Annotated in this window: 11 protein-coding genes; 10 read left to right on the top strand and 1 reads right to left on the bottom strand. The window is 67.9% G+C overall.

Going from position 1 to position 13912, the window contains the following annotated elements:
* Nucleotides 1-73: 73 nt before the first annotated feature.
* From AB0B45_RS16115 to AB0B45_RS16070, 10 genes are all read left to right on the top strand, one after another.
* Nucleotides 74-1207, top strand: a complete 1134-nt coding sequence (locus AB0B45_RS16115; protein ID WP_358130891.1) for an ROK family protein — start codon at nucleotides 74-76, stop codon at nucleotides 1205-1207.
* 147 nt (nucleotides 1208-1354) lie between these two features.
* Entirely contained in the window at nucleotides 1355-2611 is a 1257-nt protein-coding gene (locus AB0B45_RS16110; protein WP_358130888.1) for a sugar ABC transporter substrate-binding protein, read from the top strand.
* Nucleotides 2608-3549, top strand: a complete 942-nt coding sequence (locus AB0B45_RS16105) for a sugar ABC transporter permease (RefSeq protein ID WP_358130885.1) — start codon at nucleotides 2608-2610, stop codon at nucleotides 3547-3549. The genes AB0B45_RS16110 and AB0B45_RS16105 overlap by 4 nt, the downstream gene beginning before the upstream one ends.
* A complete protein-coding gene (locus AB0B45_RS16100; RefSeq protein ID WP_358130882.1) occupies nucleotides 3539-4351 on the top strand; it encodes a carbohydrate ABC transporter permease in 813 nt (270 codons plus the stop codon). Before AB0B45_RS16105 ends, AB0B45_RS16100 begins: the two co-directional genes overlap by 11 nt.
* Before the next feature lie 158 nt (nucleotides 4352-4509).
* The gene (locus AB0B45_RS16095) at nucleotides 4510-5472 is read left to right on the top strand and encodes an ABC transporter permease subunit (protein ID WP_358130880.1); all 963 of its coding nucleotides are present in this window, start codon (nucleotides 4510-4512) and stop codon (nucleotides 5470-5472) included.
* A complete protein-coding gene (locus tag AB0B45_RS16090; protein ID WP_358130877.1) occupies nucleotides 5469-6350 on the top strand; it encodes a carbohydrate ABC transporter permease in 882 nt (293 codons plus the stop codon). The genes AB0B45_RS16095 and AB0B45_RS16090 overlap by 4 nt, the downstream gene beginning before the upstream one ends.
* Nucleotides 6351-6374: 24 nt before the next feature.
* Nucleotides 6375-8000, top strand: a complete 1626-nt coding sequence (locus AB0B45_RS16085; RefSeq protein ID WP_358130874.1) for a hypothetical protein — start codon at nucleotides 6375-6377, stop codon at nucleotides 7998-8000.
* 30 nt (nucleotides 8001-8030) lie between these two features.
* Nucleotides 8031-9200: a Gfo/Idh/MocA family oxidoreductase gene (locus tag AB0B45_RS16080; RefSeq protein ID WP_358130871.1), complete on the top strand. Its 1170-nt coding sequence runs from the start codon at nucleotides 8031-8033 to the stop codon at nucleotides 9198-9200.
* A 140-nt stretch (nucleotides 9201-9340) separates the two neighbouring features.
* Nucleotides 9341-11518: a glycogen debranching N-terminal domain-containing protein gene (locus AB0B45_RS16075; RefSeq protein WP_358130869.1), complete on the top strand. Its 2178-nt coding sequence runs from the start codon at nucleotides 9341-9343 to the stop codon at nucleotides 11516-11518.
* Entirely contained in the window at nucleotides 11515-12639 is a 1125-nt protein-coding gene (locus AB0B45_RS16070; protein ID WP_358130866.1) for a glycosyltransferase family 4 protein, read from the top strand. Before AB0B45_RS16075 ends, AB0B45_RS16070 begins: the two co-directional genes overlap by 4 nt.
* Before the next feature lie 204 nt (nucleotides 12640-12843).
* Here AB0B45_RS16070 and AB0B45_RS16065 read toward each other — a convergent pair whose 3' ends face one another.
* The gene (locus tag AB0B45_RS16065; protein ID WP_358130863.1) at nucleotides 12844-13911 is read right to left on the bottom strand and encodes an SPFH domain-containing protein; all 1068 of its coding nucleotides are present in this window, start codon (nucleotides 13909-13911) and stop codon (nucleotides 12844-12846) included.
* Nucleotide 13912 lies beyond the last annotated feature (1 nt).

Genomic DNA, 13912 nt, shown 5'->3' with positions numbered 1-13912 from the left:
GGTTTTCTTAACGCCTCTGTCAGCGTCGCTACATGTTTTATCGAAAGAACCTTGTCAAAGTAGAATGACCGCCATGAGACAGGTCAGCGGTGACGCGTCCCTTCTGCGGAAGCTGAACTCCGCCGCGATCCTGCGCGTCATGCGCGGGTCGGGAGACGCGACGCTGACGGAGCTGGCCAGGGCCGCCAGGGTGTCGCGGCCGACGGCCGAGGTCATCGTCGAGGACCTGCTGGCCGAGGGCTGGGCGGAGGAGTGCGAGGAGGAGCAGGGCGACAGGCAGCGCGGCCGCCCTGCCCGCCGCTACAGGTTCCGCGCGTCGGCCGGCCACGTGGTCGGCGTCGGCATCGGCTCGTCCAGCGTGCGCACGATGGCCGCCGACCTCGGCGGCACCATCCTGGCCTCCTGCAGGGAGCCGCTGCCGCGTGACGCCTCGGCGGCCGAGCGGCTGACCATGGTCGGCGACCTGGTCACCAGGGCCGCCACGGCGGCGGGACGCGAGGTGTCCGAGCTGGTGGCGGTGGGCGTCGGCACCACCGGCGTGGTCGACGGCGAGGGCAGGGTCGTCAAGAGCGTCGTGCTGCCCGGATGGACGGGGGTGGCGCTGCGGGCCGAGCTGGAGAAGCGCATCCCGTCGCCGATCCTCGTCGAGAACGACATGCGGCTGGCGGTGCTGGCCGAGCACTGGCGCGGCGTGGCCCAGGGCCGCAGCGACGTGGTCTACCTGTTCACCGGCGACAGGCTCGGGCTGGGCTTCCTCATCGGCGGCGTGCCGTACAGGGGGGCGAACGCGGCCTCGGGCGAGATCGGCGTGCAGGCGGGCGAGCACTGGTCCGCGTTCAGGCACGTGCTCGACTACGCGATGGCCGTGGAGCCGGGTGAGCTGAGGTCGACGAGGGAGAGCGCGGAGTTCGCCATCGCCAGGGCGCGCGCGGGCGACGCGCAGGCCGCGGAGGCGGTGTCGAGGTTCGCCCGCCATCTGGCGGGCGGGCTGATCAGCATCGTCAACCCGCTCGACCCCGAGATCGTGGTGATCGGCGGCAGCCTGTCCACCGCGGGTGACCTGCTGGTCGGGCCGATCCAGAGTTACCTGGACGAGGCCTGCCTCTACCCGCCCAGGGTCGTGGCGTCGGAGCTGAGCAGCGAGTCGATCACGCTCGGCGCGGTGCGGATGGCGCTCAACCACGCCGACACAGTGCTGTTTTCATAGGCACTCTGTATAAATCAGTCACGAACCGGTCACGAAGCGATAGATACCGCGCATCTTCTGCTGCTTTCTGCTCGATTAACCCTAGTTGTTTGCATAAATGCGAGCTAGCCTCCAGTCACTCGTTGAGACCCGACGGATGGGGACGACATGACACGCAGGATCTGGGCGCTCGCGTGCGCGGGAGCGCTGGTGGCGGGGCTGGCCGCCTGTTCCTCCTCTGGTGAGAGCGCCGATGGCACGGTCACGCTGACCTGGGGTTACTGGGACAATCAGAACCAGGCGCCCGCCGTCAACAAGATCATTGAGGTCTTCCAGCAGAAGCATCCCAAGATCAAGGTCAAGAGCCAGTTCACGCCCAACAAGGAGTACTGGACCAAGCTCCAGACCGCCGCGGCAGGCGGCGGCGCTCCCGACGTGTTCTGGATGAACGGCCCCCGCATCGGCATCTACGCCTCGCAGGGCGCGCTCATGCCGCTGTCGGACCTGATCGCCAAGGACAAGCTGGACCTGTCGAAGTTCCCCAAGTCGCTCAACGAGCTCTACACGCTCGAAGGCAAGCAGTACGGGATCCCGAAGGACTACGACACCATCGGGCTCTTCTACAACAAGGACCTTTTCGACAAGGCGGGAGTGAAGTACCCGACCGCCGACTGGACGTGGGACGACGTGCGCGCCGCCGCGGCCAAGCTGACCGACGCGAGCAAGGGCGTGTACGGCATCGGCGCCCCCGCGTGGAACCAGACGCACTACTACGACACGATGTACCAGGCCGGCGGCTACGTGATCTCGCCCGACAAGAAGAAGTCGGGCTTCGACGACCCCGCCTCCATCGAGGGCCTGAAGTTCTGGAAGGACTTCCTGGTCAAGAAGCAGTCGCCGACGGTCCAGCAGATGACCGACACCGACCCGACCGTCATGTTCCAGAACGGCAAACTGGCCATGTTCTACGACGGCTCCTACGACTCGATCTTCTACCACAAGTCGCAGGGCCTGAACTGGGACGTCGCACCGCTGCCCAAGGGGCCGAAGAACAACTCCAGCATCATCCACGGCCTGGCCAACGTCGTCTACGCCAAGACCAAGCACCCCGAGGAGGCATGGGAGTTCATGAAGTTCCTCGCCTCGGAGGAGGCCAACCGCATCCAGGCGGAGACCGGGGCCGTCATCCCTGCCTACGAGGGCATGGCCGATGAGTGGATCAAGTCGATGCCGGGCCACGACCTGCAGGTCTTCGTGGACCAGCTCGCCAACGCCGTGCCATACCCGATCTCGAAGAACACCGCCGCGTGGGCGCGGCCCGAGGTCGACGCGATGACCAAGGCCTTCACTGACGGACAGGACCTCGAGGCGGTCTCCAAGGAGTTCGCCGCCACCATGAACGCGGCCCTGTCCCAAGAGAAGTGAGCACGATCGAGAGGGCGGCCACCGTCAAGGCGGCCGCCCGGCCCGTCCACCGCCGCAGGATGCGCGACCGCGAGTGGGTGTGGGGCTACCTGATGATCGCGCCGCTGGTCCTCGGCCTCGGGACCTTCTACCTGTGGCCCATGGTCCAGTCGGTCTACTACAGCTTCACCGAGTGGACGCTGTTCGGCGACGCGAGCTGGGTGGGGCTGGACAACTACACCAAGCTGCTGTCGGACCCCAGCATCGGCAAGGCGCTGAGGAACACCTTCGTCTACTCGGCGCTGAGCCTGCTCGGCATCCCGATCGCGGTCGTGGTGGCGGCGCTGCTCAACGCCAGAGGACTGAAGCTGGTCGGCCTCTACCGGACGCTGTACTTCCTTCCCGTGGTCACGATGCCGACGGCAGTGGCGATGGTGTGGTCGTGGCTCTACAACGGCGACTACGGGCTGATCAACTATCTGCTGTCGCTGGTCGGCATCCAGGGCAAGGCCTGGCTGTCCGAGCCGTCGACCGCGCTCTACGCGGTGATCGTCGTGGGCGTCTGGTCGGCGATCGGCTACAACGCGGTCATCTTCATGGCGGGCCTGCAGGGCATCCCCCAGCACCTGTACGAAGCCGCCTCGATCGACGGGGCGGGCAGGATCAGGCAGTTCTTCAAGATCACGCTCCCGCTGCTGTCGCCCAGCATCTTCTTCGTCTCGGTGCTGACGGTGATCAACGGCCTGCAGGTGTTCGACATGTTCTTCCTGATCTTCCGTAAGGGGAGCCCGGCCCGCGAGGACAACCAGAGCGTGGTGTCGCTGTTCTTCTCCTACGCCTTCGAGGACGGAGCGAAGGGCTACGCGGCCGCGCTGGCGGTCGTCCTGCTCGCCATCACCCTTGTCCTCACCGTGATCCAGTTCAGGCTGCAGAAGAAGTGGGTCCACTATGCGAGCTAACCGTCTGTGGCCCGTCCACGTCGTGCTGGCCGTCGGCGCCGCGGCCATGGTGATGCCCTTCGTCTGGGAGGTGCTCACCTCGCTCAAGACCTTCACCGAGTCGACCAAGGTGCCGCCGGTCTGGGTGCCGTCGTGGCAGTGGTCGAACTTCGCGACGGTCTTCGAGAGCAGCCCGTTCCTCGCCCAGTTCTGGAACACGGTGCTGATGACGGTCATCAGGACCCTCGGGCAGCTGCTGTTCTGCTCGATGGCCGCCTACGCCTTCGCCAGGCTGCGCTTCCCCGGCAGGGACGTCATCTTCATCGTGCTGCTGTCGGTGCTGATGATCCCCGGGCAGCTGTTCCTCATCCCGCAGTACCAGATCATCGAGAGCCTCGGCTGGCTCAACAGCCTGCCAGGGCTGGTCGCGCCAGGGCTGTTCAGCGCGTTCGGCACCTTCATGCTCAGGCAGTTCTTCCTCGGCCTGCCGCTGGAGGTGGAGGAGGCGGCGCGGATCGACGGCGCCCATCCGCTGCGGATCTTCTGGAGCGTGATGCTGCCCCTGGCCAGACCGGGTTTGATGGCGCTGGGCGTGCTGACGGTCATGTGGTCGTGGAACGACCTGATGTGGCCGCTCATCGTCAACACCGATCCCGAGCAGATGCCGCTGTCGGCCGGGTTGTCCTCGCTCCAGCAGGATCACCTGAACGACTTCCCCGTGCTGATGGCGGGCTCGCTGATGGCCAGCCTGCCGATGATCGTCCTGTTCATCGTGATGCAGCGGCAGATCATCCAGGGCATCGCCTTCACCGGCTCCAAGTAGGCCCTTTTACGCTGCCGGGTTGCGTATGTAGCGCTGCATTCCGGGCCATAGGCAGGCCTCCAGGTGACTCTGTGCCCCTTTGCGTGCGATTTACCCTAGAAAGTTTCATAAATGGGCGCTAGCCTCACGGCGAACCCGTACTGACTTGGAGGTGAGACGTGGTCGCATCCACGGCAACCCCCGTAGTGGATGTCCAGCCGGACGTCCGCCCTCAACGGCGGACCATCCGCGACCGGCTGAGACGCGACTGGACCCTGCTCGCGCTGTGCGTGCCCGGCGTCCTGTACTTCGTCGTCTTCTTCTACGTCCCCCTGCTGGGCAACGTGATCGCGTTCAAGGACTACGCGCCGTTCCTCGGCATCTCGGGCAGCCCGTGGGTGGGCCTGGAGAACTTCACGATGCTCCTGGCGGAGCCGGAGTTCTGGTCCGCGGTCGGCAACACGCTGCAGATCACCGCGCTGCAGCTCCTGCTGTACTTCCCCGCCCCGATCGCGCTCGCCCTGCTGCTGAACTCCCTGGTCGGCCACCGGATCAAGCGCTTCGTCCAGTCGGTCGTCTACCTGCCCCACTTCCTGTCGTGGGTCGTCGTGGTCGCGATGTTCCAGCAGGTCATCGGCGGCGCCGGCACCGTGAGCGGCTTCCTGAACTCCCACGGCGTCACCATCGGCAACCTGATGTCCAACCCCGACACCTTCAAGCTGCTCGTCACGGCCCAGGTGATCTGGAAGGACTGCGGCTGGGGCACGATCATCTTCCTCGCGGCGATCACCGCCATCGACATGAACCAGTACGAGGCCGCCGCCATCGACGGCGCCGACTGGAAGCGCCGCCTGTGGCACGTGACGCTGCCGGGCATCCGCTCGGTCATCCTCATGATGCTGATCCTCCGCCTCGGCGACATCCTCTCCGTCGGCTTCGAGCAGATGGTCCTGCAGCGGGACGCGGTCGGCGCGGGCGCCTCCGAGGTCATCGACACCTACGTCTACTACCACGGCATCCGCGACGGCGACTGGGGCATGAGCACCGCGGCGGGCCTGATGAAGGGCCTCATCGGCGCGGCGCTGATCTACGCGGCCAACAAACTCGCACACCGCTTCGGAGAGCAGGGGATCTACCGATGAGGCCGCCATGGATGGAGCGCCCGACGATCGTGGGGCGCGCGCTGAAGTCCGTGATCCTCACGGCCATCGTGCTGGCCGTGCTGTATCCGTTCGGGCTCGCGCTCGGCACCAGCCTGACGGGGCGTGCGGAGAGCATCGCCAACGGCGGCAGCTACGTGCTCTTCCCCTCCAAGCCGACGTTCGAGGCCTACAGCCTCATCCTGTCGGGCGGGGCGGTCACCAGGTCGGTGCTGATCAGCATCGGCATCACGCTCACCGGCACCGCGCTCAGCCTGCTCTGCACGGTCTTCCTCGGGTACGCGCTCTCGCGCAGGGGCATGCTCGGCGGCAAGCCGATCCTGCTGATGGTGCTGGCCACGTTCCTGTTCACCCCCGGCATGATCCCGAGCTACCTGATGGTCAAGGAGCTCGGCATGATCGACACCTACCAGTCGCTGATCGTGCCGGTGCTGGTCAACGCGTTCAACGTGGTCGTGGTCAGGTCCTTCTTCCAGAACCTGCCCGAGGAGCTGTTCGAGGCGGCCCGCATGGACGGCTGCACCGAGTGGCGCATGCTGTGGCGGATCGCGATCCCGCTGTCCAAGGCGGTGATCGCCGTGGTCGGCCTCTTCTACGCGGTCTCCTACTGGAACACCTTCTTCAACGCGATCCTCTACATCAACGACCAGTCCATGCACCCGATCCAGGTCGTGCTGCGGCAGTTCATCTTCCGCGGCACCTCGGCCACGGGCTCCGACGTCGCGATCGTGCGGGACCTGCCCGCCTCCTCCGTGCAGATGGCCGTGCTGGTCATCGCGCTGGTGCCGATCCTGCTCGTCTACCCCTTCCTCCAGAAGTACTTCACCAAGGGCGTCCTCACGGGCGCCATCAAGGGCTGAACCGCACCCTTTCCAGGAGAAACCATGACCTCAACCATGTCCCGTCGCGGCTTCCTCGGGCTCGCGCTCGCCGGCGTCACCGTCGCAGGGCTCGCCGCCTGCGGGGGCGAGGGTGGCGGCGCGGCCGGCGTCAAGAAGGGCGGCGCCGAGCTGTCGAAGAAGCTCGCGCTCCCCACCTTCACCGCCGCGAAGATCCCCACCCCCGACCTGCCCATCGACGCCGGCCAGGACCCCGCCTACCTGAAGTACCCCACCGAGCTGGTCAAGTCGGTCGCCGCCCCGCCCGGCGACGGCAAGAAGATCACCTCGCTCACCCAGACCTGGGACGTGGCGCCGCCCGCCGCGGGCCAGAGCGCCTACCTGCAGGAGCTCAACAAGGCGCTGGGCTCCGAGTGGGCCATGAACATCGTGGTCGGCGACGGCTACCCCGACAAGTTCAACGCGATCATCGCCAGCGACGACCTGCCCGACCTCGTCTGGTTCCCGCCGAACCAGGGCCTGCAGCGGGTGCCCGAGCTGCTGGCGGCCAAGTTCCACGACCTGACGGCCTACCTGAGCGGCGACGCGATCAAGAAGTACCCGAACCTGGCCAACCTCGGCGACGTGGCGTGGAAGTCGGCCGTCACCGACGGCAAGCTGTACGGCGTGGCCGTGGCGTACAGCAAGTTCGGTCAGGTCTTCCTCGTCAACCAGGACTACTGGCAGCCGGTCGGCGGCGCCACCTTCACCAGCGCCGACGACTTCTTCGACAAGACCAAGCAGCTGCTCGACGTCAAGAAGAACAAGTACCCGCTCGAGCCGTCCTACGTGAACCACGTCCACATGTTCAGCCACTGGTACGGCGCGCCGAACACGTGGAAGCTCGAAGGCGGCAAGCTGACCCACCAGTACGAGACGCAGGAGTACCTCGCCGCGCTGGAGTTCGCGGTCAAGTGCTTCAAGGCCAACCTGTTCTGGCCCGACCCCGCCCTCGCCACCATCAAGGACAAGGTGGCCAACGGCCAGATCGGCGCCTACGTCGAGTCCTTCCCCGGCTTCCTCAACGACGCCAAGACCCAGAAGTACAACCTCGGCGCGATCGTGCCCTTCGCCGCGACCCCGACCTCCAAGCCCGTCTACAACGCGGGCCTCGGCTCGGTCGGCTTCACCGCGATCAGCAACAAGGTCGACAAGGCGCGCATCGAGACCCTGCTGGGCGTGCTGAACTACCTGTCCGCGCCGTTCGGCACCGAGGAGTACCAGCTCGTCAACTTCGGCGTCGAGGGCACGCACTTCACCAAGAAGGACGGCGACCTCGCCTTCACCGACAAGGGCACGGCGGAGGTGCCCACGACCGTGCAGCCGCTGCAGTTCGTGATCGGCTCGCCCTCCGCGCTGTTCCTGCCGGGGCAGCCCGAGCGCACCAAGCTGATCCACGACTTCGAGACCAAGGTCGCGCCCCTGCTCCAGCCCAGGGTCACCACCGGTCACTTCTCCGACACCTACACGCAGAAGAACGGCGAGCTGAGCACGATGGCGTCGGACACGATCGTGGACTTCGTCACCGGCCGCAAGCCGCTGTCGGACTGGCAGAGCTTCGTCAAGAAGTGGATGGACAAGGGCGGCGCCGCGATGAAGGCCGAGTACGAAGCCTCCATCGCCAAGGGCTGAGCCCCGCCGTACGTCAAGGAAAGGACAGAAGTGGAAGACCTGCGCATCGGAGTCATCGGCCTCGGGCTGCGAACCAGCCTGGCCCTGTCGGCGCACCGACCTGGCAAGGGGTCGGTCGTGGCAGCGCTGTGCGACTCCGACCCGGCAGTGCTCAAGCGCCAGGCGGGGCGCTTCGAGGCGGAGATCCTCACCGAGGACTACCGCGAGCTGCTGGACAGGAAAGACCTCGACGCCGTCATCGTGATGACGCCCGACGACACCCACGAGCGCATCGCGGTGGAGGCCCTGGAGGCGGGCAAGGCCGTCTACCTGGAGAAGCCGCTGCACATCACGGTCGAGGGCTGTGACAACATCCTGCGCACCGCGAAGCGGACGGGGACCAGGCTGTACGTGGGGCACAACATGCGCCACATGGGCGTGGTCCGCCTGATGCGCGACATCATCCAGAAGGGCGTCATCGGCGAGCCGAAGACCATCTGGGTGCGTCACTTCGTGTCCTACGGCGGCGACTACTACTTCAAGGACTGGCACGCCGACCGCACCCGCACGACCGGTCTGCTGCTGCAGAAGGCCGCGCACGACCTGGACGTCATCCACTGGCTCGCCGACGGCTACACCACCAGGGTCAACGCGTTCGGCGACCTGATGCTCTACGGCGACCTGCCGCGGCGCGAGCCAGGCACCCCTCGGCCCGACGCCTGGCTGAAGGAGTTCGAGTGGCCGCCCACCGAGCGGAGGGACCTCCACCACGTCGTCGACGTGGAGGACGTGTCGGTGATGAACATGCGGCTCGACAACGGGATCATCGCCGCCTACCAGCAGTGCCACTTCAGCCCCGACTACGTGCGCAACTACACGGTCATCGGGACCGAGGGCAGGCTGGAGAACTTCGGCGACGGCCCTGGCGACACCGTGAAGGTGTGGAACACGGGTCCCTCGGCCTACCGCGACGACTGCGACATCGCCTACCAGGTGCCTGACGCCAAGGGCTCGCACGGCGGCGCGGACACCGGGATCATCGGCGAGTTCAACAGGTTCGTGCGGGAGGGCGGCGTCACCGACACCTCGCCGGTGGCCGCCCGCATGAGCGTCGCCGCGGGCTACATGGCCACCATGTCGCTGCGCGATGGCGGCATGCCGTACGACGTGCCGCCGCTCGACCCCGAGCTGATCGCCTACTTCGACCGGGGGCAGGTCTGACCTTCACCCGCCGGCCACCTCCTCCTCGGAGGTGACCCGCGCCAGGTGTCCTCAAAGTGTTCGTCGGCATGAGCGGTCGGCTGACTCGCGTCCAGTGAAGTGGGCATGTAGGTGACGGGGAACAGCTAGGGGGCATGTCCATGAACGCGTGGACCTTCGAGGGGCAGCCGGGGGCGTTGGGGGACACCGTCACGCTGGTGGAGGGCAGTTCGTTCTGCGTCTGCCAGCATGGCGGTGACATCGTCGCCGGCGGGGCGCAGGGCGTCTACCATTCCGACACCCGGCTGCTGTCGCGCTGGACGGTGCGGGTGGACGACCATCCGGTGGAGCCTCTGCTGATGATTCCGGCCGAGCCGTATCACGCCACGTTCCTGGGCAAGGCGCGACCGCGGCCGGGGTGGGCGGAGAGCACCTTGCTGGTGGTCAGAGACCGCTACGTCGGTGGCGGGATGCGCGAGGACCTGGTGCTGCGCAACCTGTCGGAGGAGCCGGCGGGGTGCGTGGTCGTCGTCCAGGTGGGCACGGACGTGGCCGATCTGTTCGAGGTGAAGGCCGAGCGGGTCAGGCCGGTGGCCGACGTGGAGATGAAGGCGGGCGCCTCGGGGCTGGAGGTGTTCTCCGTCAGCCGGGCACGTGGCGCCCGGATCGTGGTCGAACCGCCCAGCACGCAGGTGGTCGCCACGCCGGGTCTGCTCACCTTCCATCTCGTGGTTCCCGCCCGCGGCGAATGGCGCACGACGCTCGTGGTGAATCCGATCATCGAGGGCCAGGAGTACTCCGCGTGGTTCCCTGCGGACCACTCCACCGAGCACGCCGAGCCTGCCCGCCGCCTCGCCGCGTGGACGCGTAACAGCCCCGTGCTGAAGAGCACGAACACCGGCCTCGTGCAGGTCATGCGCCGCTCGCGCGAGGATCTGGGCAGCCTGCGGCTGTTCGACCCCGGCCATCCGGAGGAGCCGCCGGCGATCGCCGCAGGGGCGCCGTGGTTCATGACGCTGTTCGGCCGCGACTCGCTGCTGACCTCCTGGATGACGCTGCCGCTGGACCAGTCGCTGGCCCTCGGCACGCTGCGCAGGCTCGCCCGGTTGCAGGGCGTCAAGGTCGATCCCCTCTCCGAGGAGGAGCCGGGAAAGATCATGCACGAGCTGCGCTTCGGCGTGCAGAGCGCCGTCTCGCCGTACGCCGGTCACGCCTACTACGGCTCGGTGGACGCCACCCCACTGTTCGTCATGCTGCTCGGCGAGCTGCGCCGATGGGGCCTGCACGCCGAAGCCCTCGAGGAGCTGCTGCCGCACGCCGACGCCGCGCTCGCCTGGATCGAGGACTACGGCGAGTCCGACGGGCTCCTCTGGTACCAGCGCAAGACCGACCGCGGACTGATCAACCAGGGGTGGAAGGACTCCTTCGACGGCGTCAACTTCGCCGACGGAACCATCGCCCGCCCGCCCATCGCCCTGGCCGAGGTGCAGGGCTACGTCTTCGCCGCCTACCTCGCGCGCGCCCACTTCGCACACGAGTGGGGCGACGAGGCGACCGAGCAGCGCTGCCTGCAGCGGGCGCAGGCGATCAGGCAGGCCTTCAACGAGCGCTTCTGGCTGCCAGGACCCGGCTACTACGCGATGGGCCTGGACGGCAGGGGCGAGCCCATCGACGGCCTCGGCTCGAACATGGGCCACTGCCTGTGGACCGGCATCGTGGACGAGGACAAGGCCGAGCAGGTGGCGGCACACCTGCTGTCGCCCGAGATGTTCACCGGCTACGGCGTGCGCACCTTGGCTTCGTCCATGGTGGCCTACAACCCGATGAGCTACCACAACGGCTCGGTGTGGCCGCACGACAACGCGATCGTCGCGGCCGGGCTGATGCGCTACGGATTCGTCGAGGAGGCCCAGCGCATCGCGGTCGGGTTGCTGGGGGCCGCGCAGGCGTTCGGCGGGCGGCTGCCTGAGCTGTTCTGCGGCTTCGACAGGGGCGAATATCCGCTGCCTGTGCCGTACCCGACCTCCTGCTCGCCGCAGGCGTGGGCCGCCGCGGCGCCCATCCACCTGCTGCGCACGCTGCTCCGGCTCGATCCATGGGTGCCGTACGGGAAGGTCTGGCTCGCCCCGGCGCTGCCGGAGGGGTTCGGCGAGCTGGAGATCAGAGACCTGCCCGTGGCGGGCGCCAGGATCACCGTCGGCGTCAAGGCCGACGGCAGGACGCCCGTGGTGTCGGGCCTGCCGGAGGGCATCGACGTGCTCACCGAGCCGCGCCCGCCGATCAGCGGCGCCTGCCGTCCAGGTCCCGCCATCCGCGCCCACGGCCTGCAGGCGCTATGACCTCCACCGACGGACGAGGGCAGGCGGCGATCATGGCGGAGCCGACGCGACGGTGGGACGGCGCGCTGCACATCGTGATAGTCGCCCCGCCATGGGAGGACGTGCCGCCCCAGGGCTACGGCGGCATCGAGCAGATGCTCGCCTACCTGATCACCGGGCTGGCCCTGCGCGGCCACGAGGTGACGCTCATCGGCGCCGGCCACTCCACGGCCCCGGCCAGGTTCCTCGCCACCTACCCGCAGGCGCCCTCGGAGCGCATCGGCGAGCCGATGCCGGAGGTGCTGCACGCCGCTCGCGCCCGGCGCATGCTCGCCGGGCTGGACGCCGACATCGTGCACGACCACACGCTGGCCGGGCCGCTGACCGCGACCAGCCGCGCCACGCCGACCGTCGTCACCTGCCACGGCCCCGCGGACGGCGAGCTGGGCGACTGCTATCGCGCCCTGGGCGCGGACATCTCCCTGGTGGCCATCTCCGAAGCGCAGCGGCTGCGCGCGCCCGACCTCAACTGGATCGCCACGGTCCACAACGCGCTCGACGTCACCGCCTTCCCCTTCAGGGAAAGCAAGGAGGACTGGGTGTTGTGGCTCGGCAGGCTCAGCGCCGACAAGGGAGCCCACCTGGCCATCGACGCCGCTCGCGCCGCGGGCCGCCGCATCGTGCTCGCCGGCAAGCTCACCGAACGCGCCGAACACGCCTACTTCGACGAGCACGTCCGGCCCCGGCTCGGCCCCGATGCCACCTACATCGGTGAGGCCGACGCCGACCACAAACGCCACCTGCTGGCGACCGCCCGCTGCCTGCTCTTCCCCATCCAATGGGAGGAGCCGTTCGGCATGGTCCTCATCGAGGCGATGGCGTGCGGCACGCCTGTCGTCGCACTCGGCAGGGGCGCCGTGCCAGAGGTCGTGGTCGACGGCCGCACGGGTTTCGTCCTCCAGGCGGTCGAGGAACTGCCCGCGGCGATCGAGGCCGTCGGGCGGCTCGACCCGCTCGCGTGCAGGCGGCACGTGGAGCGGCACTTCGGCCTCGGCGCCATGGCGGCGGCGTACGAGGACGCGTACCGCCGGGTGCTGACGGCGCCGCGCCCGGACATGGGCCAGCCGGCGGCGCTCCGCTGACGGATGTTTTCGGAACCCGGAGCTCGCTGCGGACAGTCTTCGGTGTCTCCAGCGGGCCCGTCGCCGAGTGCGCGCTGGTCGACGACCCGAACGGCCACATAGGCGACCCCGACGGGCCGGACTTCTTCCTGCTGCAGGGGAAAGAAGGCACGAGCTAGCGAAAGGGCCGCGGGAGTCCTTCCCTCGGCCCCTTCGCTTTCCGCGTCATGCCTCCTGGTGGTTCTTCTCCAGGTCGGGGAACGGGGCGGGTTCGGGGACTGCAGCGGACAGCTGGCGCGGCCCCGACGTCGTCTCCGCCTCGCGGGCGTCGGCGACGGCCTCCGCGGCCGCCTCGGCCGCGCGGGCGATCTCCTCCTGGGCCTCGGAGGTGTCGGAAGAGGTGGCGCGCGTGGCCGCGGAGGGCGGCAGGGCCTCGGTGAACGCCCTGGAGACGCCCTGCAGGGCCGAGGTCACCTCGCTGGGAATGACCCAGAACGTGTTGCCCTGACCCTGGGCGAGCTGCGGCAGCACCTGGAGGTACTGGTAGGCGAGCAGCTTGGGGTCGGGGTCGTTGCGGTGGACGGCCTGGAACACCTGGTCGATGGCGCGCGACTGGCCCTCGGCCTTGAGGATGGCGGCGGTGCGCTCGCCCTCGGCGCGCAGGATCGCGCCCTGCTTGTCGCCCTCGGCGGTCAGGATCTGCGACTGGCGCTGCCCCTCGGCGCTCAGGATGGCGGCGCGCTTGTCCCGCTCGGCGCGCATCTGCTTCTCCATCGCGTCCTTGATCGTCTTGGGCGGGTCGATGGCCTTGATCTCGACGCGGTTGACGCGCAGTCCCCACTTGCCCGTCGCCTCGTCGAGGACGCCGCGCAGCTGGCTGTTGATGGTGTCTCGGGAGGTGAGCGTCTTCTCCAGGTCCATGGAGCCGACGACGTTGCGCAGCGTGGTGACCGTGAGCTGCTCGACCGCCTGGATGTAGTTGGCGATCTCGTAGGCGGCCGCGCGCGGATCGGTGACCTGGAAGTAGAGGACGGTGTCGATCTCGACGACCAGGTTGTCCTCGGTGATGACGGGCTGCGGCCTGAAGGAGACGACCTGCTCACGCAGGTCGATCATCGGGTAGACGCGGTCGATGTAGGGGATCACGAAGTTCAGGCCCGGCTTCAGCGTGCGATGGTAGCGGCCGAGGCGCTCCACGTTGCGCGCGCGTGCCTGAGGCACGATCCGTACGGCACGCAGAACCGTGAACACCGCGAACAACGCGACGAGCAGTCCCACGATGAGTAGCGCCATA

The organism is Nonomuraea sp. NPDC049152 (assembly GCF_040648355.1).
Classification (GTDB): Bacteria; Actinomycetota; Actinomycetes; order Streptosporangiales; family Streptosporangiaceae; genus Nonomuraea.
Note: the sequence above shows the minus strand (reverse complement) of the source record. Positions and strands in the feature narration are given on the sequence as shown.

Coding starts and splice junctions, on each gene's coding strand:
- AB0B45_RS16085 (WP_358130874.1), top strand. CDS start 6,375: ATGACCTCAACCATGTCCCGTCGCGGCTTCCTCGGGCTCGCGCTCGCC.
- AB0B45_RS16110 (WP_358130888.1), top strand. CDS start 1,355: ATGACACGCAGGATCTGGGCGCTCGCGTGCGCGGGAGCGCTGGTGGCG.
- AB0B45_RS16090 (WP_358130877.1), top strand. CDS start 5,469: ATGAGGCCGCCATGGATGGAGCGCCCGACGATCGTGGGGCGCGCGCTG.
- AB0B45_RS16075 (WP_358130869.1), top strand. CDS start 9,341: ATGAACGCGTGGACCTTCGAGGGGCAGCCGGGGGCGTTGGGGGACACC.
- AB0B45_RS16070 (WP_358130866.1), top strand. CDS start 11,515: ATGACCTCCACCGACGGACGAGGGCAGGCGGCGATCATGGCGGAGCCG.
- AB0B45_RS16100 (WP_358130882.1), top strand. CDS start 3,539: ATGCGAGCTAACCGTCTGTGGCCCGTCCACGTCGTGCTGGCCGTCGGC.
- AB0B45_RS16115 (WP_358130891.1), top strand. CDS start 74: ATGAGACAGGTCAGCGGTGACGCGTCCCTTCTGCGGAAGCTGAACTCC.
- AB0B45_RS16065 (WP_358130863.1), bottom strand. CDS start 13,911: ATGGCGCTACTCATCGTGGGACTGCTCGTCGCGTTGTTCGCGGTGTTC.